Genomic DNA, 25,907 nt, shown 5'->3' with positions numbered 1-25,907 from the left:
CCGGTCGCGGCCCGTCGGCGGGACGCCGGGCAAAAACCACGAGAATTGTTCGGGCAAAAAGAATGGCGGGTTCTCCCGCCACTACCAACATATAGCGCACCCCCGGTCTTGCGGCAAGCCCCGGGTGGTGGCGCAGAATTGCCGGCCGTAACCCATTGCCGAGGCATTCGAAAAGCCGCGAAGAGCGGAGGCTCGGCCGTGCCCGTGATCGGAGACGAGTTGAATCTGCCTGCCACCAGCGTTTTCGATCTTCCCGAACGTCTGTCGGCCAAGGCCGACCCGAACCTGATCGCCGCCGACGAGCGGCACTTCGCCGTCATCGCCGACAGCCTGCGCCGCTCGATCGCCGAGTTGACCGACCGGCTCGACGCGACGCGCCGGTCCGCCGGCGGCCGGGGCCGGCAGGCCGTCGACCGGGACCAGGAGGTCCGGCGGCTGAGCGCGCGCCTGCGTACGCTGCGCCGTTACGGCCTGGACCTGTGCCTGGGCCGGATGGTCGGCGCGGACGGCGGCGAACCGGTGTACGTGGGCCGGCTCGGCCTGACCGACGGCGCGGGCGGCCGACTGCTGCTGGACTGGCGCTCCCCCGCCGCCGAGCCGTTCTTCGGCGCCACCCACGCCGACCCGATGGGCCTGGTCAGCCGCCGCCGGTACCGGTGGAGCCGAGGGCGGATCACCGACTACTGGGACGAGGTGTTCACCGCCGACGCTCTGGCCGGGCACGCCGCGCTGGACGACCAGTCGGCGTTCATCGCCAGCCTGGGCGCGACCCGGTCGGCGCGGATGCGTGACGTGCTCGGCACCATCCAGGCCGACCAGGACGCGATCATCCGGGCCGGTTCCCGGGGCGCGCTGGTGGTCGACGGCGGTCCCGGCACCGGCAAGACGGTGGTGGCGCTGCACCGCACCGCGTACCTGCTGCACGCCGACCCGCGCCTCGGCGAGCGCCGGGGCGGGGTCCTCGTCGTCGGGCCGCACCAGCCGTACCTGAACTACGTCTCCGACGTGCTGCCCAGCCTGGGCGAGGAGGACGTGCAGATCTGCACCCTGGCCGACCTGGTGCCGGAGGGCGCGGCGGCGGCGCCGGAGACCGACCCGGAGGTGGCCCGGCTGAAGGCGTCGGCGGACGTCGTGCGGGCTGTCGACGCCGCGGTCCGGTTCTACGAGGAGCCGCCCGCGACCGGGATGACAGTCGGGGTCGGGGACGCCGAGCTGCGGCTGACCGCCGACGACTGGGCGACGGCGTTCGAGGCGGCCGGCCCGGGCGTCGGGCACAACGAGGCCCGCGACGACGTGTGGGAGGAACTGGTCACGATCCTGGTGGAGAAGTACCGCGGGGACGAGCCGGAGGAGGCGGTCCGCCGGGCACTGGGACGCGACCGGGAACTGGTGACCGCGTTCGGCCGGGCGTGGCCGCTGCTCGACCCGCTCGACGTGGTGGCCGACCTGTGGTCGGTGCCGGCCTACCTGCGCCGGTGCGTGCCCTGGCTGAGCGTCGAGGAGATCCGTACGCTGCGGCGGGCCGACGCCCGGGCCTGGACGGCCGCGGACCTGCCGTGGCTGGACGCGGCCCGGCGGCGGGTCGGCGACCCGGAGGCGTCGCTGCGGCGGCGCCGCGACGAGGCGGTGCTGGCCGCGCAGCGCGCCGAGATGGACACGGTGGTCGACGCGCTGATCGCGTCGCACGCCTACGACGACGGCGAAGGTCTGATGACCATGCTGTACGGCGAGGACATGCGCACCAGCCTGGTCGACTCCAGCGCGTTGAGCGTGGCCGATCCGGACCTGCTGGCCGGGCCGTTCGCGCACGTGGTGGTGGACGAGGCGCAGGAGCTGACCGACGCGCAGTGGCAGATGCTGCTGGCGCGCTGCCCGTCGCGCAGCTTCACAGTGGTCGGCGACCGGGCGCAGGCGCGGCACGGGTTCACCGAGTCGTGGCCGCAGCGGCTGACGCGGGCCGGGTTCGACCGGGTCGAGGTGGCGACGCTGACCGTCAACTACCGCACCCCGGCGCAGGTGATGGCGGCGGCCGAGCCGGTGATCCGGGCCGTGCTCCCGGACGCCAACGTGCCCACGTCCATCCGCGACGGCGCCCCCGTGCGGTACGGCGACCGCGCCGAGCTGCGCGCGGTGGTGGACGGCTGGCTCGCCGCCCATCCCGAGGGCGTCGCGTGCGTCATCGGCGATCCCGGGTTCCCGGCGACCGACCGGGTCCGGTCGCTGACGCCGGAGCTGGCGAAGGGGCTGGAGTTCGACCTGGTGGTGCTGGTCGACCCGGAGTCGTTCGGCGACGGCATCTCCGGCGCGGTGGACCGGTACGTGGCGATGACCCGGGCCACCGGCGAGCTGGTCGTGCTCACCGGGCCGTGACCCGTGCCCCGGGGGCGGCGCACGGCCGCCCCCGGGGTCCGGCTCAGCGGCTCAGCGCCCGGTAGCGGCGCAGCGACAGCGGCAGGAACACGGCGATCAGCGCCAGCGGCCAGAGCACCGCCAGCAGCGGGTGATGCGCGGCCACCCAGGAGTCGCCGCCCCAGCCGGGGTTGCCGAACAGCTCCCGGGCGGCGCCGACGGTCGCGGACAGCGGGTTCCACTCGGCGACCGCGCCCAGCCACGCGGGCATGGTGGACGGCGCCACGAACGCGCTGGACAGGAAACCGAGCGGGAACTCCAGCGTCTGCACGGCCGTGACCGCGCTCTGTCCCTGCACGGTCAGGCCGAGGAAGACGCCCACCCAGACCAGCGCGATCCGCAGCAGCAGGATCAGCCCGAACGCGGTGAGCGTGTCGCCGAGGTCGCCGCGTGCCCGCCACCCGACGGCCAAGCCGACGAGCAGCATGACGGCGAGCGTCACCACCGCGAACATCAGGTCGGCGACAGCGCGGCCGAGCAGCGGCGCCAGCCGCGACACCGGCATGGACCGCAGCCGGTCGGTGACACCGTGCTCCAGATCCGCCGCGACCGCCATGGTGGTCATGCTGATGCCGAAGACCATGGTCATGGCGAACATCCCGGGCATCAGGAACTCGCGGTAACTGCCGCCGCCTGGTACCTGGAGCGCGCCGCCGAACAGGTACGCGAACATCAGCACCATCAGGATGTCGAAGCCCAGCGAGCCGATCAGCGGGCCGGGCTCGCGCCGCCAGTGCGCCAGCGCGCGCCCGGTCAACGTGAGGCCGTCACCGGCCAGCGACGCACGCCGGGCCGGGTTCACCGTCGCGGTCACGCGGTCACCTCCACGCCGGTGCGGGCGGCGGAGGACGTGGCAGTGAGCTGGAGGAACACCTCGTCCAGTGTGGGCCGCCGCAGCGCCACGTCGGCCACGCCCACGCCGTCGGAGTCGAGTGCGCGCAGCACCTCGGTCAGCGCACCGGCCCGCTCGCCGACCTGGGCGCTGACCGCCCGCCGGTCCGGATCGACAGCCGGTTCGGAGCGGGCCACCGCGCGCAGCCGACTCGCGGCGGCGGCGAGGTCGGCGGCGTCGCGGACGACCAGTTCGATCCGGTCGCCGCCCAGGCGGGACTTGAGCGCGTCCGGGGTGCCCTCGGCGATCACCCGCCCAGCGTCGAGCACGCAGACGCGGTCGGCGAGCTGGTCGGCCTCGTCCAGGTACTGCGTGGTCAGCAGCACCGTGGTGCCGCCGCGCACCAGGTCCCGTACCGCCTCCCACACCTCGTTGCGCCCGCGCGGGTCCAGCGCCGTGGTCGGCTCGTCCAGGAACAGCACCGACGGCGCGAGGATCATCCCGGCGGCCAGGTCGAGGCGGCGGCGCATGCCACCGGAGTACGTGCGTACCGGCCGGTCGGCGGCGTCGGCGAGCCCGAACCGGTCGAGCAGTTCGGTCGCCCGCCGCCGCGCCCCGGCCCGGCCCAGGTGGAACAGGCGGCCGAAGATGACCAGGTTCTCCCGGCCGCTCAGCGCCTCGTCCACCGCCGGATGCTGGCCGACCAGGCCGATGCGGTGGCGTACCCGGTCGGCCTGCCCGGCCACGTCGTAGCCGGCGACCTCGGCCCGCCCGGCGTCGAAGCGCAGCAGCGTGGCGAGGATGCGTACGGCTGTGGTCTTGCCGGCGCCGTTCGGGCCGAGCAGCCCGCACACGGTGCCCGGTGGCACGCGCAGGTCGAATCCGTCCAGCGCCACGTTGCCCCCGTACCGCTTGCGCAGGCCCTCCGCGAGGATCGCGTGTTCCACGTCTGTCCCCCTCCGTTGACGACAGTCACTAACGTACAACGTACGGTATGGCGTCCGTCAACGGTTCAGTCGACCACGCGGTGCTCCCACGCCCAGACCGCGATCTCGGTACGGTTGCGCAGGCCGAGCTTGGTCTGCACGGCCGAGACGTGGCTCTTTACGGTGCTCAGCGAGATGAACAGCTCCGCGCCGATCTCCAGGTTCGTACGGCCCCGGGCGATCTCGCGTACCACCTCGATCTCCCGCTCGGACAGCGCCGGGCGGCGCTCGTCGCGGGGCGGGGCGGGCGGGGCCAGGTGCCGCAGCAGCCGGACCGTCACCGACGGGGACACGAGCGCGTCGCCCTGGTGCGCCGCCCGCACCGCCTCCACCAGCAGCGCCGGACCGGCGTCCTTGAGCAGGAACCCGGCCGCTCCCCCGCGCAGCGCGCCGTAGACGTACTCGTCCAGGTCGAACGTGGTGACCACGACGACCCGCAGCGGATCGGCCACCTCGGGCCCGGCGAGCGCCCGGGTCACCTGGAGGCCGTCGAGCCGCGGCATCCGGATGTCCACCAGGCAGACGTCCGGGCGCAGCCGGCGGGCCTGGGCGACCGCGTCGACGCCGTCAGACGCCTCGGCGACCACTGTGATGTCGGGCTGGTCCTCCAGGATGAGCCGCAACCCGCCGCGGACCATCGCCTGGTCGTCGGCGAGCAGCACCCGGATCGCCATCACGGCCTCCCGCACGGCACGGAGGCCCGCACCGACCATCCGCCGTCGGGGCGGGGACCGGCGCGCAGCGTCCCGCCGAGGGCCTCGACGCGCTCACGCAGGCCGACCAGGCCGTATCCGCCCCGGTGTTCGGCGGGCCCGCCGGGCGCGTCGTCGGTCACCTCGACCACCACCGCGTCCGGCTCCCGCGCCACGTCCACAGTGACCTGCCCGGCGTGCGGGGCGTGACGGGCCACGTTGGTCAGCGCCTCCCGGACGATCCGGTGCACGGTGCTGGTGACCTCCGGCGGCCAGGCCGTCTCCCCCGGTAGGCGCAGCCGCACCGGCGGGCCCTGCCGGCGGAACCGCTCGACCAGCTCCTCGATCTGCTCGGTACCGGCCGAGGCCGGCGGCGCGTCATCGGTGTCGCGCAGCACCCCCACCACGCGGCGCATGGCCCGCAGCGCCTCGCCGCCGGCCTCCTCGATCCCGGCCAGCGACTCCGTGACGCGCGCCGGATCCCGCCGTCCGACCAGGTGGGCGGCCTGCGCCTGCACCACGATGCCGGTGACGTGGTGGGCCACCACGTCGTGCAGCTCCCGGGCCAGCTCCAGTCGCTCGTCGCGGCGTACCCGCTCGGCGGTGGCGCGGGCCCGCTCGTCGAGCAGCCGCAGGCTCAGCCCGGTGGCGACCCCGCCGAGCCAGCACAGGCAGCTGAGCGCCACCACCCCGGACCCGCCCGCGCCCGGTCGGGCCACCGCCCACGCCCCGGCCGCCACCACGAGACCACCGGCGGCGATCAGGCCGGCGGGCAGCGGCGGCAACGCGCGTACCGCCGATCCGACCAGGACCGCCGACGCCAGCGCCAGCGTGGGCCCCGGCTCGGTCGGCAGGTCGAACAACCGGGCGGCGGCGACGGCCGACCCGGCGACGACGAGCCCGGCAGTGGCCGTGACGACGCGCTGCCTGTCGCGTACCAGAGCCAGCACGCCGACCACGACGGCGGCCGCGCCGCCCACGAGCCAGTACCGCAGACCCCAGCTCGCGGCGATCGCGACCGCCTGGACGCCGATCGCGGCGAGCAGCACCACGGCGAGCCCCGCCGTCGCCGCCACCCGGGGGAACCGTTCACCAGCCATGCCCAGCACGCTAGGAGATCGCGGGCCGCCGCGAACCGGCCGAAAGTAGGGTCGGCCGCGCGCCGGACCGTGCTCCGGACCGATGTCCGCCGGCCCCGGCGTGCCCAGGATGAGCCGCATGCATCCACCACTCGCCCTGCACGCCGAGCGGCTGACCAAACGGTACGGCCGCCGCAACGCGCTTGCCGACTGCGACCTGAGCGTCCCGCGCGGCCACGTGGTCGGCCTGGTCGGCCCCAACGGCGCCGGCAAGTCCACACTGCTGCAACTCGCCTGCGGGCTGATCGCGCCCACCTCCGGCACGTTGACGGTGCTCGGCGCACCACCGGCCGCCGACGCCGCGCACCTGGCCCGGGTCGGATTCGTCGCCCAGGACACACCGGTCTACGCCTCCCTCACCGTCGCCGAGCACCTGCGGATGGGCGCCTGGCTCAACCCGTCCTGGGACGCGGCGCTGGCCCGGCGGCGGATCGACGAGGTCGGCCTCGATCCGGCGCAGAAGGCGGGCCGGCTCTCCGGCGGCCAGCGCGCCCAACTGGCGTTGGCGCTGGCCGCCGCGAAACGCCCCGACCTGCTCATCCTCGACGAGCCGGCCGCCGCGCTGGACCCCCTCGCGCGCCGCGAGTTCATGCACGGCCTGGCCGGCTTCGTGCGGGAACTCGGCGCCGGCGCGGTGCTCTCCTCGCACCTGCTCGGCGACGTGGCGCAGGTCTGCGACCACCTGGTCGTGCTCTGCGCCGCCCGGGTCCAGGTGGCCGGGCCGGTCACGGACCTGCTCGCCACCCACCACCGGATCGCCGCCGCGCCCGCCGGGGCCGAGGTGGTCTGGGCCGAGCCCGGCCGCGTCGTGGTCCGGGGCCCGGCGGTACGCGACGACGCGCCGGTCACGCTGGAGGAGCTGGTGCTGGCGTACCTGTCCCGGGCCGCCGCCCACCCGGCGGTGACCGGATGATCCGGATGACGCTGCGGCAGTTCCGCCTCCCGGCGCTCGCCGGCGCGGTCCTGCTGGTGCTGGCCGGGGCCTACCTGCTGCGCCTCGGCGCGGACATCCGGGCCGTGCCCGACCCGGCCCGGCTGCCCGACCGGTACGCGCAGACCATGCTGTTCCTCGCCGGTGGGTTCGCGCTGCTGCCCGCACTGATCGGCGCGTTCTGGGGCGTGCCGCTGGTCGCACGGGAACTGGAGCAGGGCACGCACCGGCTGGTGTGGAACCAGAGCGTGCCGCGCCGCCGCTGGCTGGCGGTCAAGCTCGCCGTGCTGTCGGCCGCCGCCGCGCTCGTCGCCGGGCTGCTCGGCGCGCTGCTGACCTGGGCGGCCTCGCCCGTCGACCGGGTCGCGGGCGACCGGTTCAGCACCGTGCTGTTCGGCGCGCGCGGCGTCGCACCGGTCGGGTACGCCGTGTTCGGCCTCGTCCTCGGCGTCGTCGCCGGGCTGCTGCTGCGCCGCACCCTCCCAGCCATGGCAGTGGTGTTCCTGGCAGTGGTGCTGGCGCAGCTCGCGGTGCCGAACCTGCTGCGCCCGCACTACCTGCCGCCGGAGCGGGTCACCGTGCCGATGACCGCCGACACTGTCAACCGGGCCCGCAACCTCGGCAGCATCACCGGCTCCCCGGTCGTCGGCGGACTGGACGTGCCGGGCGCCTGGGTCACCGACATCAGCCCGCTGCGGACCGCCGACGGACGGCAGCTCTCCGACGCCGCGTTCGGCACCTGTTTCCGCGACCCGCCGCGGACCGGCGCCACCGGCACGTTCGGCGACACCGCGGTCTGCCTCGGCAAGCTCGACCTGCACGTGGACCTGGCCTACCAGCCGAACCACCGGTTCTGGACGTTCCAGTGGATCGAGCTGGCGCTGCACCTCGGCGCGGCCGGTCTGCTGGCGGCGCTCGGCCTGTGGCACGTCCGGAGACGGGCCGGCTGAGCGGACGGGGGCGGCCGGTCCGGGCGCGTGGCGCGCGCCCGGACCGCCGTACCTAGCGCTTGAGCAGCGCGCGCAGCGCCTCGGCGATCTCGCCCGGCGCCTCCTCGGCCATGAAGTGCCCAGCGGTGGTGGTGCGGTGCTCCAGGTCCGGCGCCCAGGCCCGCCACACCGCCGCCGCGTCGTAACCCAGCGCGGCGCCCCAGTCCTGCTGGATGACGGTGACCGGCATGGCCAGCCGCCGCCCGGCGTCCCGGTCGGCCCGGTCGTGCGCCACGTCGATCCCGGCCGACGCCCGGTAGTCGGCCACGATCGAGTCGACCGCCTCCCGGGAGGCACGCAGGTACTCGGCGCGCACCTGCGCCGGCATCGCCGCCGGGTCACCCGCCCAGGCGTCCAGGAAGTGCCCGAAGAACGCGTCAGCGCTGCCCGCGATCATCTGCTCGGGCAGGCCGGGCGGCTGCGCCATCAGGTAGAGGTGGAACGCCACCGACGCGTTCACGCCGTGCAGCACGTCCCACATGTCGAGTGTCGGCAGCACGTCGAGCGACGCCAGGTGGGTGACCACGTCCGGGTGGTCCAGGCCGGCCCGGACCGCCACCAGGGCGCCCCGGTCGTGCCCGGCGAGCGCGAACCGCTCGTGCCCGAGCGCGCGGGCCGCCGCCACCACGTCGGCGGCCATGGTCCGCTTGGCGTACGTGTCCTCGGTGTCCGCGGCCGGCTTGTCGCTGGCGCCGTAGCCGCGCAGGTCCGGGCAGATCACCGTATGCTCGCCGGCCAGGTCGGCGGCGACGTGCCGCCACATCAGGTGGGTCTGCGGGAAGCCGTGCAGCAGCACGACCGGGCTGCCGGAGCCGCCCACCGCCACGTTCAGGGTCACGCCCTCGGCGACCGGAACGCGCTGGTAGTCGAACCCCGCGATGGTGGTGCTCATCTCGATCCCTCTTTCGTCTCGTCGTACCCGACCAGCGTGGCGGCGCCCGATGAGCAACCGATGAGCGCGATACGGTGGCCCGGGTCGAGGAGGGGTCGGTGCCTGTCGGTTTCGGTGTGCTCGGTCCGGTCACGGCCTGGGACGACGCGGGTGAGCCGGTCGACCTGAAGGGGCCCCGGCACCGGGCCGTGCTGGCCCGGCTGGTCGCCGCCCGGGGCCGGGTGGTGCCGGTCGGGCAGATCGTCGACGACCTGTGGGACGACCCGCCGGCCGGCGCGGTGGGCGCGGTCCGCACGTTCGTCGCGGCGCTGCGCCGCCGCCTCGAGCCGCGCCGTCCGCCACGCGAGGCGGCCCGGCTGCTGGTCACCGAGGGACCGGGGTACGCGCTGCGCGCCGACCCGGGCGCCGTCGACGCCTGGCGGTTCGAGGACACGGTCAGCGCGGTAGCCGACGCGCTGCCCCGAGCGGCGCTCGACCGGCTCGACGAGGCGCTGGGCTGGTGGCGCGGACCTGCGTACGCCGACTTCGACCAGCCGTGGGCGCACGCCGAACGGTCCCGGCTCGACCAGATCCGGCTCACCGCCGTGGAGCGGCGGGCCGAGGCGCTGCTGGCGCTGGACCGGGCCGCCGACGCCGTACCCGATCTCGACGCGCACGTCGCCGCGTACCCGTGGCGGGAGGACGGGTGGGCGCTGCTGGCGTCGGCGCTCTACCGGGCCGGACGGCAGGCCGACGCGCTCGCCGTGCTGCGCCGCGCCCGGGAACTGCTGCGCGACCAGCTCGGGCTGGACCCCGGACCCCGGCTGCGGCGGCTGGAGACCGACCTGCTGCGCCAGGCCGAACCCGAACCGACCGGCGCGGCGCGCGTCTGGGCCGAGACCGCCGCGGCGTACGAGCGCAGTGTGGTGCCCGGCGCGCGGGCCCGGCTGGAGTCCACTGTCGGCCTGCTGCGCAGCCTCGCGGTGACCGGGCCGGGCGGACTGGAGGCGGCCCGGGACCAGCGCGAAGCCGCAATCACCGCCGCCGAGCAGCTGGGCGACCCGGAGTTCACCGCACGCGTGATCGGCGGATACGACGTACCCGCGATCTGGACCCGCTCGGACGACCCGGCGCAGGCGGCCCGGGTCGTCGCGGCGGCGCAGCGGGCGCTCGCCGGGCTGGGCCCGGACGCGCCGGAGGCGACCCGCGCCCGGCTGCTGGCCACCGTCGCGATCGAGTCCCGCGGTACGGCGTCACCCGGCCCGGCGCAGTCCGCGCGGGAAGCGGAGGCGATCGCCCGGCGGGTGGCCGACCCGGCGCTGCTGGCCCAGGCGCTCAACGGCGTCTACATGCAGACGTTCCATCGCGCCGGGCTGGCCGCCGAGCGGGACGGGATCGGCGCGGAACTGGTGGCGCTCGCCGCCCGGCACGGCCTGGCCACAGTGGAGATCCTCGGGCACCTGATCCGCGTGCAGGCGCGCAGCGCGCTCGCCGACTTCACCGCCGCCGACGCGCACGCCGAGGCGGCGGACCGGCTCGCCGCCCGGCATGAGAGCCCCCTCGTCGGCGTGTTCACCGGCGGCTACCGGGCCATGCGGACCGCCGCCACCGGCGCGTGCCCGGATGCGGAGGCGGCGTACCGGTCGTGGGCGACCGGGCTGGCCGGCTGCGGGATGCCCGGCGTGGAGCGCGGCCTGCTGCCGCTGGCGCTGCTGTGCCTGCGGGTGTGGCACGACCGGCCCGCCGACTTCCCGGCCGACACCGACTGGGGCCCGTACGCGCCCTGGGCGCGCCCGCTGGTGCTGCTCGCCACCGACCGGCGCGACGAGGCAGCCAGGGCGTTGCGCCGCACCCCGGCGCCGCCGCGCGACCTGCTGCAGGAGGCGCTGTGGTGCCTCACCGGCCGCGCCGCTGTGGCGCTCGGGGACCGGGACGCGACGCTCCGGGCGCGCGACGCGCTCGCCCCGGCGGCGGGCGAGCTGGCCGGGGCGGGCAGCGGGCTGCTCACCGCCGGGCCGGTCCCCGCACACCTGGACCGCCTCGACGCCGCCCTCGAAGGGAGCGGCGACCGGGGCTAGGGTGCGGCGATGGACGAGCTGAGGCACCTGTTCCGGCGCACCGCCGACCACGCGGCCGACTACCGCCTGTCGCTGCCCGACCGGCCGGTCGGCGTACCCGTGGACCAGGCCGCGCTGACCGAGGCGTTCGCCGGTCCACTGCCGGACGCGCCCACCCCGGCCGAGCAGGTCCTCGCCGACCTGGTGGCCGCCGCCGAACCCGGCCTGGTCGCCAGCGGCGGCCCCCGCTACTTCGGCTTCGTCGTCGGCGGCGCCTCGCCCGCCGCAACCGCCGCCGACATGCTGGCTGTCGGCTGGGACCAGATCGCGTTCAACGCGGTCACCTCCCCCGCCGCCGTGGCCGCCGAGACGGCAGCCGGCGGCTGGCTCAAGGAGCTGCTGGGCATCCCGGCGACCGCGTCGGTCGGCTTCGTCACCGGCGCGCAGGCGGCGAACACCGCCGGGCTCGCCGCCGCCCGCCACCAGGTGCTCGCCGACGCCGGTTGGGACGTGGAGCGGCGCGGCCTGCCCGGCGCACCTGCGGTACGCGTGTTCGCCGGGGCCGAACGGCACGCCACCATCGACAGGTCGCTGCGCCTGCTCGGCCTCGGCACCGACGCGCTGCACGCGGTGCCGACCGGCCCGCAGGGCGCGATCGACCCGGACGCCCTGGAAGCGGCGCTGCGCGACGCCGGTCCCGGCCCGACCATCGTCTGCCTCCAGGCGGGCAACGTGAACACCGGCGCGTGCGACGACCTGCGCTGGGCCTGCGACCTGGTCCACCGGTACGGCGGCTGGGCGCACGTGGACGGCGCCTTCGGGCTGTGGGCGGCTGCCAGCCCGTCGACCCGGCACCTGGTCGACGGGCTGGAGAACGCCGACTCGTGGGCCTGCGACGGCCACAAGTGGCTGAACCTGCCGTACGACAGCGCGTTCGCGTTCTGCGCCCGGCCCGACGCGCACGCGGCGGCCATGTCGCTCGCGGCCGCGTACCTCGTGGGTTCCGGTGGTGTGCCCGCGGGCGCGGACCTGACCGCGGAGTCCTCCCGCCGCGCCCGGGGTTTCGCGGTCTGGGCGGGCCTGCGGGAGCTGGGCCGCGACGGCGTCGGCGCGCTGGTCGAGCGGTGCTGCGCGCTGGCGCGCCGGTTCGCCGACGGGCTCAGCGCGGCCGGGTTCGAGGTGGTGAACGACGTGGTGCTCAACCAGGTGCTCGTCGGGTTCGGCGACGACGCGCGCACCGACCGGGTGGTGGCCGCAGCGCAGGTCGACGGGACGTGCTGGGTGGGCGGGACGACGTGGCGGGGGCGGCGGCTGATGCGGATCTCGGTGTCGAACGCGACCACGACGGAGGCGGACGTGGACCGGTCGGTGGCGGCCCTCATCCGGGTGGCCCACCGGGACGGCGGCGACACGGTTCACTGAGGACGGTTACCGGCCGCGGCGGCAGTTGCCTGGCCGAACCGCTTCACATGCCTCGGCGGGGCACACACGCAGCGCGATCGGTTGGTAGCGTGGCGCTGCCGCAGTCCCCTGGGGAGGGTCAACATGTGGGCGGACGAGGCCGCGCTGGACGCGGCGGCACGCCGGCTCGACGAATGGGAGTCGTCCCTGGCCGATCGGGCGGCACGGGCCCGCGACCTGTCCGCCCGCGCCCAGACGCTGACCGGCACCGCGCGCAGCGCCGACGGGCTGGTCGAGGTCACCGTCGACTCGTCCGGGCTGCTCGCCGACCTGCGGCTGGACGAACGCGTCCGGCAGCACTCCGCCGCACACACCGCCCGGCAGATTCTCGCCGTCAGCCGGGACGCCCGCGCCGACCTGCTGCGACGGCTCGCCGAGGCCACCACCGCGGCACTCGGCGCGGACGACCCGGCCGGGCAGGCAATCGTCGAGTCCCACCAGCGGCGGCTCGGCCCCGACCCGGGCACGTCGGATGCCGCCCGGGTCGGGGCCTCCAGGTCGACCCCGACGACCTGACCGCGCACGCCGCACACCTCGGCCGCTGCGCCGACAGCATCGACACCGCCCGGCAGGCCGGCCAGCACGTCAGGCTGGGCGCCGACGCGTACGGGCAGCTCTGCGCGATCATGCCGGCCCTGCTCGACGGTCTCCAGCGGATGCTCACAGACGGCATCGGCACCGCCGCCACGTCGGTCCGGGACACCGCCGGGAAGCTGCGGTCGAGCGCCGAGCGCTACCGCGCCTCCGACGCGCACGCCGCCGACCTGCTCGACCGGGTACGGCAGCGGCGGTGACCACGAACCCACTGGTCGCCGCCGCGGCGGACTCCGGTCCGAGTCCCTGGGCCGGCGTGTGGATCTGCGAGGACATCGAACTCATCGCCCAGGGCGTCCGCACCGGCAGCTGGATCGACGGCAGCCTCGGCGTGGTCAGCGCCGGCCTCGACGCGCTCGCGCTCGTGTCCGACCCGGCCGGGGTCCTCCTCCAGTACGGCATCGCCTGGCTCATCGAACACGTCAAGCCGCTCAGCGAAGCCCTCGACTGGCTCGCCGGCGACCCCGCCGAGATCACCGCGCACGCGCAGACCTGGCGCAACGTCGCCGCGTCCCTGCGCGAGGACGCCGCCGAGCTGGCCCACGCCGTACGCACCGAGGTCGCCGGCTGGACCGGCGCCGCCGCCACCGGCTACCGCCGCTGGGCGAGCGAACAGCAGCAGGCCATCACCGGGCTCGCGCAGGGCGCCGAGGCGATGGCCGCGATCACCGAAGGCGCCGCCGGCCTGGTCGCGGCCGTGCGGCTGCTGGTCCGCGACGCCATCGCCGCCTGCGTGTCCCGCCTGATCGTGTACGCGGCCGAACTCGTCGCCACGGCAGGGCTGGCGACGCCGCTGGTGGTAGAGCAGGTGACGACGACGGTGGCGTCGTGGGCGGCGCGGATCGGGCGGTTGTTGCGGGGGTTGCTGGCAAGTCTGCGGCGGCTGATGCCGGAGATGCGCCGGCTGGGTGACCTGATCGGGAAGCTCAGGGAGGCGCTGAGCCGCCTTCTGGGTCGTCGCTCGCCTGAGGCTCCGGGTGGCGGATCCGCCAAACCGGACGGCCCGCACGGGTTGAGGCCCACCGACTTCGATCCGGGCCGACACCACGGCCCACTCGGCGACGAGTTCCGCCCGGGGGTGCACGATCCGCGCGGGTTGTTCGAGGACAAGGAGCGGGCCATCGCGGACCGCCTCGCGGTCGAGGGTGACATGGTGCACCCGAGAGAACGAATCGACGACGCTCACAAAATGAAGAATCCCGATGCGATGGTGCGGACTGGTCCGGAGGATCCCGGCGTGATCACCGAGTTCAAGACACTGGTCGGGTCAGGCAGCAGTAGCGTGCGGCGGAATATCCTTGAGGCGGGTGAACAGGCAGGATCGGACGGGGTCGCGGTTCTCGACGGTCGTAACGTCGGTTTGACCGAGGAGGATGCGCGACGAGGCTACGGCCGGGCGGCAGGACAGGCCCGTGTTCATGACCAGCAGATGCCGGCGACTGTGCGCATCATTCTCGGCAACGGCCGCATCATCGATCTTCCCTAGGAGCCGGGCGGCGCATGTCCACCTTCGAGCACATCTTCATTCACACCGACCTGGCCCCCGAGGGTGTGGCGGCAGAGCTCGCCAGCCGCATGCACGTGGAGTTCAGCCGAGACGACGAGGGCAAGGTGTACCTCAGTCGGCCGGCCTCGGACGGGCGGCCCGGCGTCGTCGGCGGCGAGTTGTCCGTCAACCGTTACAGCTATCCGCTCGACGAGCCGGAGGAAGAGTCCGTCATCGACGGGTACAGCGTCGTGTGGGACGTCGGATACAGCCGACGGGACGGCGAGGTGCAGCGTGACGAGGCGCGACGGTTGTTCACCGAGTTGACCGCGGTGAGCCCTTGGCCGGTGCTTCTCCTGCACGGCCTAGACCTGCTTGTCGCAGCCTGGGAGCCCCGGTCGGGTTACCGGGACTTCCCGCCCGGCACCACGCCCGACTTCGTACACCGCGCGCTCTGGGAGAAGCACCGCCGGCCGTCGGCGGGTTGAACGGGCTGGTGGTGCGGCGTCGTGGGCATCGTGCTGAACCCCGTCGGGAATCGGCTACGAGCCGAGGATCCCGCACTGCAGCCGGACGGTGACGCGCTCGGTCACCACATCCACCCCGCCGAGAGCGTCGCGTACGTCGGCGGCGAACGCCGTGCGCTGCCGCGACGACGGCAGACGTTCAGCGGATATCGCGGAGAAGACGCCGCCGACCATGTCGTCGACGGTGAGCGGCGCGTCGTACCGCACCGACGTCTCCTCGTACCGATATCCGGCACGCACGAGCGCCTCCCGGTTGCGCCGACGCCCATCCTCGTCGGTCTGGCATCTTCCGGTGACCGGGTGGCCGACCATCCGCTCCAGGCATCCGCGCAGCCCGATCGACCACTCGGTGTCCTGCATCCACAGGGGTTCGCCGTTGGTGACGACCGCGATGCCACCGCCGGAGCGCAACAACGGCCGTGCCGCCTCGAAGAGGGCGTCGCGGTCCATGAAGTGAATGGCGACGGCAACGGTCAGCGCACCGACCGTCCCCCCGCCGAGCAGCCGGGACAACGCGGGCACGTCACCGTCGCTGCCGAGCATCCACGTGGCGTTGGCGGTCCCCTGGTCCAGGGCGGCACGCCGGGCGATGGCCAGCATGTCCGGTTCCGGGTCCATGCCGACGACAGCGCCCACCCGGTCGGCGAGCGGGATGCTCAACTGACCGGTGCCGCAGCCGAGGTCGACGACGGTGTCGTCAGGGCCGAGACCGAAGGCTGCCGCCAGCGCGTCGACCGCCTCGGGTGGATAGCCACGCCGATGCCGTGCGTAGTAGGTCGCCACCTCACCGCCGAAGCCCGTCGCCATGCCGGCAGCCTGCCCGCCGCGACCGTCGCGAGGCCAGCCGTTCTGCTCAGGGCACGCCCTCGAAACGCCGCGACCGCCGCGCCTGTCCCCCGTGCGAGCTACCCGCAAGTGTCCACCGCACGGTGACGTTTCCCGGCCTGCGAATCCATAGCGTTCCAGGTGAACCGCGGCGCTCCGGCCGCGGACCTTCCGAAGGAATCGTCATGCGTGTGGTGAAGCAGTTCCTGGCCGTCGTCGCGGTCAGTCTCGTCGGCAGCCAGGCGGTCGTCGCGGCACAGGACAACGCCGTGCTCAGCCTGATCCTCGGCGCCGCGACCGCCGCGGCCGCGATCATCGTGTACGGGTGGGTGGTGCGTCGTACCGAACGGCGCGAGGTCACCGAGCTGGCCCGGAGCGGCGCGGCCGCCCGGCTCAACCGCGGGGTGCTGATCGGGTTCGCCATGTTCGCGGCGGTCATCGGCAACATCGCCCTCATGGGCGGCTACCACGTACACGGCATCGGCTCGGTGTCCGGCGCGGTGGGCATGGTCGGGTTCATGGCCGCCGCGGCGGTGACCGAGGAGCTGATGTTCCGCGGGCTGCTGTTCCGCCTGGTCGAGGAACGGCTCGGTACGTGGCTCTCGCTGCTGCTGACGGGCGTACTGTTCGGCCTGATGCACCTGCTGAACCCGGACGCCAGCCTGTGGGGTGCCACCGCCATCGCGATCGAGGCCGGGTTCATGCTGGCGGCCTGCTACGCCGCGACCCGCAACCTGTGGGTGCCGATCGGCCTGCACTTCGGCTGGAACTTCGCCGCCGGCGGCATCTTCGGCGTGGTCGTGTCCGGCAACGGCGAGTCGACGGGGCTGCTGGACGCCAGCACGTCGGGTTCGACGCTGCTCAGCGGCGGCGGCTTCGGGCCGGAGGGCAGCCTCTACACGGTGGCTGCCGGGGCGGCGCTGACAGTGGTCTTCCTCTGGCTGGCGCACCGCCGTGGTCACATCGTGACGCGGCGCCGCCGCGCGGCCGAGGCGCCGGCGGAGAGCGTTACGGTCTCCTGATGATCACCCGACGGATGCTCCAGGACTCGTGGCGGCGCTGGCCCGTCACGGTCCGGGATCTCCCGCTCGCGCTGATGATCGCGCTCGCAGCAGTGACCCCACCGCTGCGCGGCATCGGTACGCAGCTCGGCGATCTGCCCGCCCGGCCGTTCGACGCGCTGACAGTGGTGGTGATCGCCCTGGAGTGCCTTCCGCTGGCGCTGCGCCGCAGCCGCCCGGCGCTGTCCCTCGCCCTGGTGTCACTCGGCTTCGCGCTCGATCAGGTGCGCGCCTACCACACCTTCGCGGGCGCCGCGCTCGCCGTCGCGCTGGTGAGCGCGGGCGCCCACCTGGAACGTGGCCGCCGTACGACGGTGCTCGCCGGCTCCCTCGCGTACATCGGTCTGGCGGTCGTGCTGGATCGACAGGGGTCGACCGAGGGCGTGGTCGGGTTCACCACGTTCTACCTGCTGCTGGCGCTCGCCTGGGGCACCGGGTCGTGGCTGCGGCAGGACCGCCTCGCCGAGGCCGAACGCCGCCGGCACGTCGCGGAAACCGCCCGCGCCTCCGAACGCGCCCGCATCGCCGGTGAACTCCACGACGTGGTCACCCACCACGTGACGGCGATGGTGGTGCAGGCCGAGGCGGCCCGCTACCTGACCGCCGCGCCCGACCGCCTCGACACCACACTGACCACCATCACCGACACCGGCCGCCGCGCCATCGGCGACCTGCGGCTGCTGCTCGACGTGCTCAACCCCGACCACGGTACGGAGCCACGCGCCCCGTCGGTCGGCGAGCTGCACGCCCTGGTGGAGCAGACCCGGCAGGCCGGGCAGCCGGTGGAGTTCACGCAGCAGGGCACCCCGGCGGAGGTGACCGGCGGCGCGGAGATGGCCGCGTACCGGGTGGTGCAGGAGGCGCTCACCAATGCCCTCAAACACGCGCACGGCCGCCCCACCGCTGTGCACGTACACCATGGAGACCGGGAGATCACGGTGGAGATCAGCACGGACGGCCCGGGCCCGCGCGCCGCGGGTCCGGGCGGAAGCGGACGCGGCCTGGCCGGGCTGCGCGAGCGCGTCTCGTTGCTCGGCGGCGAGTTCGACGCGGGACGCCGGGCGGGCGACGGCTTCGTCGTCCGGGCGCGCATCCCCACCGGGAGCGCGTCGTGACCACGCCGATCCGGGTGCTGGTCTGCGACGACCAGGCGCTGATCCGTACCGGATTCACCACCATCATCGACGCGCAGCCGGACATGGCCGCGGTGGGCGAGTGCGGCGACGGCCGCGCCGCGGTCGACCTCGCCGGCCGCCTGCGGCCCGACGTGGTGGTGATGGACGTACGCATGCCGGTGCTCGACGGCATCAAGGCCACCCGCCTGCTGGCCGGCGCGGGCATCGCCCAGCCGGTCAAGGTGCTGGTGGTGACGACGTTCAACCTCGACGAGTACGTCTACGAGGCGCTGCGCGCCGGCGCGAGCGGATTCCTGCTCAAGGACGCCCCGCCGGCGCAGCTGCTGCACGGCATCCGCACCGTCGCCTCCGGCGCGGCGCTGCTCGCGCCCGAGGTGACACGGCAGCTCGTCGGCCGGTACGCGGCGCGGATCCGCCCGGCCGAGGGCACGCCGGCGGACGTGGGGCTGACGCCGCGTGAGCTGGAGGTGCTGCGGCTGATCGCCGACGGGCTGTCGAACAGCGAGATCGCGGCCCGGTTGGTGATCAGTCAGGAGACGGTGAAGACGTACGTGTCGCGGATTCTCACGAAGCTGGACGTGCGGGACCGGGTGCAGGCGGTGGTGTACGCGTACCGCACCGGCCTGGTCACCTGATCTACCCGCCAGGAACCGACACACCATCGTCGTCGAGAGGTGAGCCGTCCAGGGCGCGATCGGTCTCCGCGGCGGTCAGACGCACGATCACGTCGCCGTCGGAGGTCGGAAAGCGGGTGAAACGCAACAGGACGAACCCCGAACGGTTACTGCCCCGCACGCCGTTGCCGAGGGGCATCGTGTGCACACCCTCGACGAGCCATTGATAGACCGGCTGCGCGTCCGCGTCACGCCAGCCCTTCAAGCCGGCGTGGTGAACCGCCAGGGTCAGCTTCTCCGCCAGGTACTCGGGGTCGCAGACGCTGGTGATCGTCAGGTCGAGTTCCGCGAACCGGTGTGCCGGCCCGAAGTGCCACAGTGCCCGCACCTCGCGGACCCCTGGGGTCAGCGGCCGTCCGACGAACAACCAGTCGTACGCGTCCAGGAAGGGTGCGTGGCGCTTGAGCCAGCTCTCCCTGTCCTGTTCCCGCAGGATCCAGGGCAGAGGGATCTCGTTGAACTCGTCGGTCCACACGACTTCGGGAATCTCCCAGGCGTCGAGCCAGGTTCTGACGCGCTCGCGGTTGGCCAGGAACGCGGCTCGCAGTTCATCGCGCTGGCGGCGTCCGGTCATCGGATCACTCTCCGTAGTCCCAATCGAGGCCCCAGATGCGGACATTGCCCTGGTGGTCGCCGGTGCCGACGGTGCCGAACGCGTCGTCGGCGCGTATCGCTGTGACCTGGGCGTGGTGACCGTGCAGTGAGCGGATCCGGCGTCCGGCGCGCAGGTCCCAGACGTCGACGGTCTGCTCTCCCGGGTCTCCGGCCACCGCGAACCTCCCGTCGGGCGAGACCACCACCTCCTCGACCCCGGAGAGGCGTCCAGCCGGGTCGTCGAGAGCCCTCCCGTCGAACACCGGCTCTCCGCTCGCGGCGTCCCATACGACGAAGCCGGTCAGCCCGGCGATGACGGCGAGCCGGCGGGAGTCCGCGAAGGCCAACGCCGCCGACGAGCTGTGCTTGACCCGGTCGAGCTGGTACGACGGGCGCCTGTCACCCGGTCGCCACGCGGTCAGGCGGGTCATCCCGGCCAGCAGCAGCATCCCGGAGGCGAAGCGGATCTCCGTGTGCAGGTCGACGTCCGCAAAGGTCTTCACGGGCTTTCCGGTGTCCATCGACCGGACCTCCACGGCGGCCGTGTCGTGGGTTCGCAGCTGCACGGCGATCGAGCGGGACGCCTCGTCGGCCGTGACGCCGACGATCGTGCCGGGTCCGGTGCGGACCGTCGCGACGCAGGCAGCCGCCTCCAGCGACCACACCGTCGCCAACCCGTGGCCGAAGCCGACCGCCAACAGGTCGCCCGTGATGTCGAGCGTGGTGTTGCCGTCGTCGCGAGGCAGTGCGCCGGCCACCTTGAAGCGGGGCTGGAACGTCCTGGTGTCGTGGCAGGCGACCGATCCGTCGGAGTAGCTGATGATCATGTCCCGGCCGCCCCTGGCGAAGGACAGGCTGGTGGCGGGGTTCCGCCGCTTGGTGACCCCGCCTGCCTTCTCCAGCGTCTCCAGGTCGAAGATCTCGACCTCGTCGACATTGGCGGCGAAGGCGAACAACCGGCCGGAGGCGCCGATGTCGAAGGTGCCACGGGTGAGCATGACATCGGACAGCTCCTGCTCCAGCCAGATGCCGGTCAATCCGGTGCGCCGCAGGTTCCGGCCCAGGGCCCTGGAGGCCCGGCGTAGCCGCGGATGACGTTCGTGGCCGGGAACGGCACGCGCCTCGCGGATCGCGTCCGCTGCGCGCCGATCCTCTCCGGCCGCGATCATCGCCTCGACGCGCTCCATGACCTGGTCGAACGCCCGCTCGTCGCGCGCGAGGGCACCGACCGGGCGGGGCGGCGCGTACGACCGCGGAGCGAGGTGTCCGCTGAGTGGCATGGGGAGTCGGGAGAGCGAGGTCTGGCCACTGTAGCCGTGCGATTCGGCGATGACGGCGTAGCCGCAGTCCCCGCTGAACGCCGTCGCGTCGCGGCGTGAGCCCCGCGCCCAGTCCTTCGGGAAGGTGCGGACGCATCGGCGGATGGCGAGTTCGAGGACCTGAAGGTCTCCGGTCCCGGGGTCGAGCAGAGCCCAGCCGGCCCGGCCGGAGACGCCGAGCATGCGGTATCCGGTCAGCCAGGGGATCTCCCACCGTCGCGGTTCGTCCCAGACCCGCATGTCCACCACGGTCAGGGACTGGTAGCCGGTTCTCAGGACGGTCGACCCGTCCGGCGCCAGGGCGACCTTCTGGCCGTCGCCGTCCATCTCGTCGGCGGGTATGTGCAGCCCCCGCATCCTCGTGTCCCGCAGGGGCCACCACTGCTCCACCCGGTGGTCGACGGCGGAGCCGGGACGGCCCAGTGAGGCGGAGACGCAGACCTCGGCGTCCGGGCCGAGGATCACCCGGGTGACAGTGCCGTCGTGGGGCCGGATCTCGGCGACCGGCTTCCACGCGTCGGTGCGGAAGACGAGGACGCGGCCGTCGCCCGTACCCACAGCCGCGAAGCCACCCTCGGGGCTGAGCGCCACGGCTGTTCCTCCGTCCAGCCGGCCTTCGAGGTAGGCCGTGCCGCCGGCGAGCAGCCACCGCTCGACGCGGGAGTCCTGGTAGCAGACGACGACCCGCGCTCCGGCGTGGTCGATCGCGACGTCGACGGGAGCCGGGCCGGAGGCGGCGAGTTCCGCGACCACCCGGCCCGCGAAGGCGTCCCAGACCCGCACCCGCCCTGACCTCTCGGCCACCACCACGTGTGTCGCGTCGTGATCGCAGGCCATCGCGACCACCTGGCCGGACAGCTGCCCGAACACCTCGAGCGTGCCCCTCGGCTCCAGTCGGGCACAGCGCTCCCGCACGGCCGCGATCTCCGGCGATCCCGGATGCTTGCGGTCCGCCTCAGCCAGGTGCCGGGCCGCGAGGACGCCGTCACCGCGTTCCATGTGCACCATCGCGGCCAGGTAGTCCGCCTCCCAGGAGTCGCCCGTGGCGCGCAGTTCCGACAGGAGGATCTCGTCGGTGACCAGGCCGTCGGCCCATTTGAGGAGCCCGTGGTTGTAGACCGCGCGGACGTTGTGCGGGTCGATCGCCTTGGCCCGCTCGAAGATCTCGATCGCGCGGCGTTGGTCGCCGAGGTCCCACAGGGACAGCGCCTTGTTGGACAAGCCGTCGGCCTGGAGAGACGGCGACACCTCGTCGGGGCGCGGGTAGGGACCAGATGCGCAGTCCGCGTAGACGCTGAGCAGGACGGCCTCCGCCTCGGCGATGTCGCCGATCCTCGACCGGGGGTCGCGCACCAGGCAGCCGGACAGGAGGTCGCGCAGCGGCCGCGGGAGATCGCCGCGTAGCGACGCCAGCGCATCCGCACCGTCGTGTCCCCACTTCCAGAGCCGGCGCCCGTGCAGCAGCTCGATCACCGTCAGCGCCCAGGACCACATGTCGCTGGCCCGGCCGATCCGGCCCTCCGGATCGACCTGTTCCGGCGAGCAGTACTGCGGTGTGAAGCCGCCGAGCGTCGCGTACGAAATCTCGTCGCCACCCTGCGGGAGCGCGGAGACGGACGCCTTCGCCTTGGCCGTGCCGAAGTCGGTCACCCTCGCCGTCTCGCCGTCATACATGACGTTTGACGGCTTGATGTCCTGATGCACCAGACCTGCCGCGTGCGCGTGGCCGATGCCGCGCAGCATCTGGATCGCCACGTCCAGGGCCCGCGGGAGATCGCGGCACCGCCCGTCCCGCACCGCCGCCGTCAGGTCACCGCCCGCGACCCATTCGGCGAAGATCACCGGGTACGCGCCGACGCGCTGCACGTAGTTGCAGCCGACCACGTTCGGATGGGGATCGAGATCGGTCCAGGCCTGCGCCTCCTGCGCAAGCAGGTCGAGGATCCCGGGCGCTGAGGCCAGGTCCGGGCGCGGCGTCTTCACCGCGAGGTCGACGCCCCAGGCGAGGTGATGGGCGCGGTACACGAACCCCGTGCCGCCGGTCTCGACGACCTCCTCGATGCGGAACGTGTCGAGGACGGTCTCCCCCGGCCGCCACCGGATGAGCTGCCCCGCGTCCACGCCGAGGCCCTAGTCGACGAGCGCCACGTAGATCGGGCTGCCCAGCAGCGTGCCGTCCGGGCCCGGTTTCTCGGCGAGTCGCTTCGCGACGAACTCGACCCGTTGCGCCGGCCCCGGGAGCGCGGCGCCGATCTGCGCCAGTGATTCGTGGAAGCGCTCGTCGTCGAACTCGCCCGGGTCGGCTCGCAGTTCCTGCAGCTTGCGGAACAGGTACGGCGGGACCGAGCCGACCGGTTCGGCGTCACCTCCACCGACCACGTGCGACGCCGAGCCGCCGAGGACGACGACCTGGTCGTCGAGCGTCCCCGCGAAGACCACGATGCCGGCGGTGGGGAAGACCTGCCAGCGCATCTCCAGACAGGCCTGGACGTACGGGCGCTCCTCGTCCGCGGCGCCGATCTGGTCGGCGTCCTGCAGATGCCGGATGACCTTCTCCAGCTTGTCGAGGTCGTGGCGCTCGGGCAGCACCGTCTTGCGGCTGTAGCGGACGACCTTCAGGTCCACGGCGAGCTCGGTCTCGTGCTGCGCGGAGGAGGCGACCTGTGCCGCAAGGAGCCCGATCTTGAGATGCGACAGGTAGAGGTAGTACTTGAGGCTCAAGATGCACTCCGGTTACGGGGAGACGTCCGAAGCCCACCCTACGTGGCGCACGCTCGCGCCGCCGACCCTCGATCGACGATGATCGGTGTCCGCCACGCCACCAACCACGACATCCTCCCCTTCGCCGACGCCGGCACCGCCACGGGGGAAGCCGCGGAGATCCGGGCGCTCGCCGCCGCAGGTAGTGGGGCGAAGCCCGTTCTCGGGCTACCGAGAGCGGTGTCAGACTGCGGGGATGGAGGACTTGACGGCCCGCGTTCGGGCGTTCGCGGAGGAACGAGACTGGCAGCAGTTCCACACGCCGAAAAACCTCGCGATGGCACTGGCCGGCGAGGTCGGGGAACTGGTCGCCGAGTTCCAGTGGCTGACCCCGGAGCAGGCCGCCACGGTGATGGACGACCGCGAGGCGGGCGCACGCGTGCGAGCGGAGATCGGCGACGTCATGATCTACCTGACGAGGCTGGCAGACGTCCTCGACATCGACCTGACGGAGGCCGCCCTCGCCAAGTTGACCGAGGTCGCCGTCCGCTATCCCGCCGAGGATGTCAGAGGCTCCGCGGCCAAGCGGTAGCAGGGCGTGCCATGCGGATGATCTCTCCGCTACAGTCCACCCGTACAAGCGCGTAACGACGGGCTTCCGGTCGTCGCCGGACACGCCCCCCATGCGCACGATCATTTCGTGCTGCCCGGGGGCAAGTCGTGTCAGCCTTTCGCACCTCCGCCGACGGACTGCTGCGCTACGCGGCCGGTGGCGCCCTCGCCGACCGGATCGCGGAGCACATCGGGCACAACGTGAGCGCCTCCGAACGGCGGTCCTGGGAGCGGAGCCTGCCGGTGCTAGCCCAGGATCTCGCCGACGCGGGTCTGGGCCAGGTCGAAATGCTGGTGGAGTACCAGCTCCCGCTGACCAGCAAGCGGATCGACGTCGTCCTCGCCGGGACACATCCGAGGACGGCCGAGGACTCCTACGTCGTGGTGGAGTTGAAGCAGTGGTCGCGGGTCGAGTCGTACGAGGGGTCCGAGAGCCTGGTCCTGGTCGAGCACGCCGCCACCCCTCGGCTGCATCCAGGCGTGCAGGTCGAGGACTACTGCGAATACCTCGCGGACTTCCTCGGGGTGCTCGCCCATTCGCACAACCCGATCGTCGGGGCCGCCTACCTGCACAACGCCGTCGACCGCGACGTCGACGACCTCTTCGCCCGGCGGGCGACGGAGCAGAGCCGGATCTTCACCAAGCAGCGCCGTGGCCGGTTCCTCGACTATCTGCGCAGCCACCTGGGGCCCGGCTCCGGCGCGGCCGCCGCGGATCGCTTCCTCACCAGCTCGGTACGCCCCAGCAAGCGCCTGTTGTCCTACGCCGCCGCCGAGCTGAAGGACCGGTCCCACTTCACCCTGCTCGACGAGCAGCGCCTGGCGTACGAGCTGGTGTTGCACGCCGTGGAGCGTGCGCGCAGCGCCGACCGCAAGTCGGTAGTGGTGGTGGCCGGCGGACCGGGCAGCGGCAAGAGCGTCATCGCACTCTCGGTGCTCGGTGAGCTCGCCCGGCAGCAGCGCTCGGTCATGCACGCCACGGGCTCCCGCTCGTTTACCCAGACGCTGCGGCGTTACGCGGGCAAGGGCTCCACCCGGTTGAAGAACCTGTTCGGTTACTTCAACAGCTTCATGACCGCCGAGCGGAACGGCCTCGACGTGCTGATCTGCGACGAGGCGCACCGGATCAGGGAGACGTCGGTCAACCGGTTCACCCCGAAGGCGAAGCGGGACCGTGCCCGGCCGCAGATCGACGAGCTCATCGCCGCGGCCCGGGTACCGGTCTTCCTGCTCGACGAGCACCAGGTGGTCAAGCCGGGCGAGCTGGGGAACGTCGACGTCATCTCCACGTACGCGAAACAGCTCGATCTGGACATCGAGGTGGTGTCGCTGCACGACCAGTTCCGGTGCGGCGGCAGTGAGGCGTACGAGGAGTGGGTCGTCGACCTGCTCGGCCTCGACGGCGGCAAGCCGTCGGTGTGGGCCGGAGACGGACGCTTCGACCTGCGGCTGGCGGATTCGCCGGAGGAGATGGAGGCTTTCCTGGCCGCGAAGCAGGAAGCCGGGGAGACGGCGCGCATGTCGGCCGGCTACTGCTGGCCGTGGAGCGATCCACGGCCGGACGACTCGCTGGTGGCCGACGTACGGATCGGTGATTGGGCCCGGCCCTGGAACGTGAAGAGCGACCGCAGCGTCGGTGACGCGCCGGGCAGCGCGTTCTGGGCCACCGATCCGCACGGTTTCGGCCAGGTCGGTTGCGTGTACACCGCACAGGGCTTCGAGTACGAGTGGTCCGGTGTCATCCTCGGACCCGACCTGGTCGCCCGGGACGGACGGCTCGTCACCCAGCGGGCGGAGTCGAAGGATCCGGCTTTCCGTAGCCGCAAGTCGCTCAGTGACGCGGAGGCGGACCGCCTGATCCGTAACACCTACAAGGTGCTGATGACGCGAGGCATGCGCGGCACCATCCTGTACTCGACGGACGCCGAGACCCGTGCATGGCTCGGCTCGCTGATCCGCGTGGAACGCGGCCTCGAGACGATCTACGAGCAGCTCGGCGGTTCATAATTCCC

Annotated in this window: 23 protein-coding genes; 14 read left to right on the top strand and 9 right to left on the bottom strand. The window is 73.3% G+C overall.

Features of this window, described 5'->3' with window-relative positions:
* The first annotated feature begins 198 nt into the window (after positions 1-198).
* On the top strand, positions 199-2,370 hold the full coding sequence (gene helR, locus HA073_RS10665; protein ID WP_166456275.1) for an RNA polymerase recycling motor ATPase HelR: 2,172 nt from the start codon (positions 199-201) through the stop codon (positions 2,368-2,370).
* 43 nt (positions 2,371-2,413) lie between these two features.
* Here the strand turns inward: helR and HA073_RS10660 are convergent, their stop codons facing one another.
* From HA073_RS10660 to HA073_RS10645, 4 genes are all read right to left on the bottom strand, one after another.
* Positions 2,414-3,223 carry an ABC transporter permease gene (locus HA073_RS10660; protein ID WP_166456274.1) on the bottom strand — a complete coding sequence of 270 codons (810 nt, stop codon included), beginning with the start codon at positions 3,221-3,223 and terminating at the stop codon, positions 2,414-2,416.
* On the bottom strand, positions 3,220-4,188 hold the full coding sequence (locus HA073_RS10655; RefSeq protein ID WP_166456273.1) for an ATP-binding cassette domain-containing protein: 969 nt from the start codon (positions 4,186-4,188) through the stop codon (positions 3,220-3,222). Before HA073_RS10655 ends, HA073_RS10660 begins: the two co-directional genes overlap by 4 nt.
* Positions 4,189-4,253: 65 nt before the next feature.
* A complete protein-coding gene (locus tag HA073_RS10650; RefSeq protein WP_064446501.1) occupies positions 4,254-4,901 on the bottom strand; it encodes a response regulator transcription factor in 648 nt (215 codons plus the stop codon).
* Positions 4,901-6,019, bottom strand: coding sequence for a sensor histidine kinase (locus HA073_RS10645; protein ID WP_064446502.1), 1,119 nt, complete (start codon positions 6,017-6,019; stop codon positions 4,901-4,903). The genes HA073_RS10650 and HA073_RS10645 overlap by 1 nt, the downstream gene beginning before the upstream one ends.
* A 118-nt stretch (positions 6,020-6,137) precedes the next feature.
* Between HA073_RS10645 and HA073_RS10640 the strand changes: the two genes are divergently transcribed.
* Complete coding sequence (locus HA073_RS10640) at positions 6,138-6,971, top strand: ABC transporter ATP-binding protein (protein ID WP_166456272.1); 834 nt, start codon at positions 6,138-6,140, stop codon at positions 6,969-6,971.
* Positions 6,968-7,939: an ABC transporter permease subunit gene (locus tag HA073_RS10635; protein WP_166456271.1), complete on the top strand. Its 972-nt coding sequence runs from the start codon at positions 6,968-6,970 to the stop codon at positions 7,937-7,939. Before HA073_RS10640 ends, HA073_RS10635 begins: the two co-directional genes overlap by 4 nt.
* 52 nt (positions 7,940-7,991) lie before the next feature.
* Here the strand turns inward: HA073_RS10635 and HA073_RS10630 are convergent, their stop codons facing one another.
* Positions 7,992-8,870 (bottom strand): alpha/beta fold hydrolase, encoded by an 879-nt coding sequence (locus tag HA073_RS10630; protein ID WP_166456270.1) that lies wholly within the window; start codon positions 8,868-8,870, stop codon positions 7,992-7,994.
* Between the two features lie 98 nt (positions 8,871-8,968).
* Between HA073_RS10630 and HA073_RS10625 the strand changes: the two genes are divergently transcribed.
* The 6 genes from HA073_RS10625 (at position 8,969) to HA073_RS10600 (ending at position 14,935) form a co-directional block, all read left to right on the top strand.
* Complete coding sequence (locus HA073_RS10625; protein WP_166456269.1) at positions 8,969-10,927, top strand: BTAD domain-containing putative transcriptional regulator; 1,959 nt, start codon at positions 8,969-8,971, stop codon at positions 10,925-10,927.
* A 9-nt stretch (positions 10,928-10,936) separates the two neighbouring features.
* Positions 10,937-12,328 (top strand): pyridoxal-dependent decarboxylase, encoded by a 1,392-nt coding sequence (locus tag HA073_RS10620; protein ID WP_166456268.1) that lies wholly within the window; start codon positions 10,937-10,939, stop codon positions 12,326-12,328.
* A 123-nt stretch (positions 12,329-12,451) separates the two neighbouring features.
* Positions 12,452-12,883 carry a YbaB/EbfC family nucleoid-associated protein gene (locus HA073_RS10615; RefSeq protein ID WP_166456267.1) on the top strand — a complete coding sequence of 144 codons (432 nt, stop codon included), beginning with the start codon at positions 12,452-12,454 and terminating at the stop codon, positions 12,881-12,883.
* On the top strand, positions 12,880-13,161 hold the full coding sequence (locus HA073_RS10610; protein WP_166456307.1) for a type VII secretion target: 282 nt from the start codon (positions 12,880-12,882) through the stop codon (positions 13,159-13,161). Before HA073_RS10615 ends, HA073_RS10610 begins: the two co-directional genes overlap by 4 nt.
* Complete coding sequence (locus HA073_RS30575) at positions 13,158-14,447, top strand: hypothetical protein (protein WP_309228008.1); 1,290 nt, start codon at positions 13,158-13,160, stop codon at positions 14,445-14,447. Before HA073_RS10610 ends, HA073_RS30575 begins: the two co-directional genes overlap by 4 nt.
* A 14-nt stretch (positions 14,448-14,461) precedes the next feature.
* Entirely contained in the window at positions 14,462-14,935 is a 474-nt protein-coding gene (locus HA073_RS10600) for a hypothetical protein (RefSeq protein WP_166456266.1), read from the top strand.
* A gap of 54 nt (positions 14,936-14,989) precedes the next feature.
* Here the strand turns inward: HA073_RS10600 and HA073_RS10595 are convergent, their stop codons facing one another.
* Positions 14,990-15,781 carry a class I SAM-dependent methyltransferase gene (locus tag HA073_RS10595; RefSeq protein WP_166456265.1) on the bottom strand — a complete coding sequence of 264 codons (792 nt, stop codon included), beginning with the start codon at positions 15,779-15,781 and terminating at the stop codon, positions 14,990-14,992.
* A 203-nt stretch (positions 15,782-15,984) separates the two neighbouring features.
* Here HA073_RS10595 and HA073_RS10590 point away from each other — a divergent pair, with 203 nt between their 5' ends.
* Genes HA073_RS10590 through HA073_RS10580 form a run of 3 tightly spaced genes read left to right on the top strand, consistent with a single transcriptional unit; the run spans position 15,985 to position 18,631 of the window.
* Complete coding sequence (locus HA073_RS10590) at positions 15,985-16,821, top strand: CPBP family intramembrane glutamic endopeptidase (RefSeq protein WP_166456264.1); 837 nt, start codon at positions 15,985-15,987, stop codon at positions 16,819-16,821.
* Positions 16,821-17,975, top strand: a complete 1,155-nt coding sequence (locus HA073_RS10585) for a sensor histidine kinase (RefSeq protein ID WP_166456263.1) — start codon at positions 16,821-16,823, stop codon at positions 17,973-17,975. Before HA073_RS10590 ends, HA073_RS10585 begins: the two co-directional genes overlap by 1 nt.
* On the top strand, positions 17,972-18,631 hold the full coding sequence (locus HA073_RS10580; RefSeq protein WP_166456262.1) for a response regulator transcription factor: 660 nt from the start codon (positions 17,972-17,974) through the stop codon (positions 18,629-18,631). Before HA073_RS10585 ends, HA073_RS10580 begins: the two co-directional genes overlap by 4 nt.
* Before the next feature lies 1 nt (position 18,632).
* Here the strand turns inward: HA073_RS10580 and HA073_RS10575 are convergent, their stop codons facing one another.
* From HA073_RS10575 to HA073_RS10565, 3 genes are read right to left on the bottom strand one after another with little or no spacing between them, the layout of a single operon-like run.
* The gene (locus HA073_RS10575) at positions 18,633-19,244 is read right to left on the bottom strand and encodes a hypothetical protein (protein ID WP_104113106.1); all 612 of its coding nucleotides are present in this window, start codon (positions 19,242-19,244) and stop codon (positions 18,633-18,635) included.
* A gap of 4 nt (positions 19,245-19,248) precedes the next feature.
* Entirely contained in the window at positions 19,249-22,704 is a 3,456-nt protein-coding gene (locus HA073_RS10570) for a WD40 repeat domain-containing serine/threonine protein kinase (RefSeq protein WP_166456261.1), read from the bottom strand.
* A 9-nt stretch (positions 22,705-22,713) separates the two neighbouring features.
* Entirely contained in the window at positions 22,714-23,304 is a 591-nt protein-coding gene (locus HA073_RS10565; protein WP_166456260.1) for a DUF7019 family protein, read from the bottom strand.
* A 235-nt stretch (positions 23,305-23,539) separates the two neighbouring features.
* On the opposite strand from HA073_RS10565, the gene HA073_RS10560 reads away from it, so the two are divergent.
* Both HA073_RS10560 and HA073_RS10555 read left to right on the top strand, forming a co-directional pair.
* Complete coding sequence (locus HA073_RS10560) at positions 23,540-23,875, top strand: nucleotide pyrophosphohydrolase (RefSeq protein ID WP_043324216.1); 336 nt, start codon at positions 23,540-23,542, stop codon at positions 23,873-23,875.
* 128 nt (positions 23,876-24,003) lie between these two features.
* Positions 24,004-25,902 carry a DUF2075 domain-containing protein gene (locus HA073_RS10555; RefSeq protein WP_166456259.1) on the top strand — a complete coding sequence of 633 codons (1,899 nt, stop codon included), beginning with the start codon at positions 24,004-24,006 and terminating at the stop codon, positions 25,900-25,902.
* Positions 25,903-25,907: the final 5 nt, after the last annotated feature.

It is taken from the genome of Micromonospora sp. CMU55-4 (assembly GCF_011602315.1).
GTDB classification, from domain to species: Bacteria; Actinomycetota; Actinomycetes; order Mycobacteriales; family Micromonosporaceae; genus Micromonospora; species Micromonospora chalcea.
The sequence above is the reverse complement of the archived record's forward strand: the minus strand, read 5'-3'. Positions and strand labels throughout refer to the sequence as shown.

Excerpts from the sequence above, each read along its gene's own strand:
- HA073_RS10620 (WP_166456268.1), top strand. The coding sequence starts at position 10,937 with ATGGACGAGCTGAGGCACCTGTTCCGGCGCACCGCCGACCACGCGGCC.
- HA073_RS10595 (WP_166456265.1), bottom strand. The coding sequence starts at position 15,781 with ATGGCGACGGGCTTCGGCGGTGAGGTGGCGACCTACTACGCACGGCAT.
- HA073_RS10615 (WP_166456267.1), top strand. The coding sequence starts at position 12,452 with ATGTGGGCGGACGAGGCCGCGCTGGACGCGGCGGCACGCCGGCTCGAC.
- HA073_RS10560 (WP_043324216.1), top strand. The coding sequence starts at position 23,540 with ATGGAGGACTTGACGGCCCGCGTTCGGGCGTTCGCGGAGGAACGAGAC.
- HA073_RS10630 (WP_166456270.1), bottom strand. The coding sequence starts at position 8,870 with ATGAGCACCACCATCGCGGGGTTCGACTACCAGCGCGTTCCGGTCGCC.
- HA073_RS10600 (WP_166456266.1), top strand. The coding sequence starts at position 14,462 with ATGTCCACCTTCGAGCACATCTTCATTCACACCGACCTGGCCCCCGAG.
- HA073_RS10590 (WP_166456264.1), top strand. The coding sequence starts at position 15,985 with ATGCGTGTGGTGAAGCAGTTCCTGGCCGTCGTCGCGGTCAGTCTCGTC.
- HA073_RS10635 (WP_166456271.1), top strand. The coding sequence starts at position 6,968 with ATGATCCGGATGACGCTGCGGCAGTTCCGCCTCCCGGCGCTCGCCGGC.
- HA073_RS10645 (WP_064446502.1), bottom strand. The coding sequence starts at position 6,019 with ATGGCTGGTGAACGGTTCCCCCGGGTGGCGGCGACGGCGGGGCTCGCC.
- HA073_RS10650 (WP_064446501.1), bottom strand. The coding sequence starts at position 4,901 with ATGGCGATCCGGGTGCTGCTCGCCGACGACCAGGCGATGGTCCGCGGC.
- HA073_RS10640 (WP_166456272.1), top strand. The coding sequence starts at position 6,138 with ATGCATCCACCACTCGCCCTGCACGCCGAGCGGCTGACCAAACGGTAC.
- HA073_RS10575 (WP_104113106.1), bottom strand. The coding sequence starts at position 19,244 with ATGACCGGACGCCGCCAGCGCGATGAACTGCGAGCCGCGTTCCTGGCC.
- HA073_RS10585 (WP_166456263.1), top strand. The coding sequence starts at position 16,821 with ATGATCACCCGACGGATGCTCCAGGACTCGTGGCGGCGCTGGCCCGTC.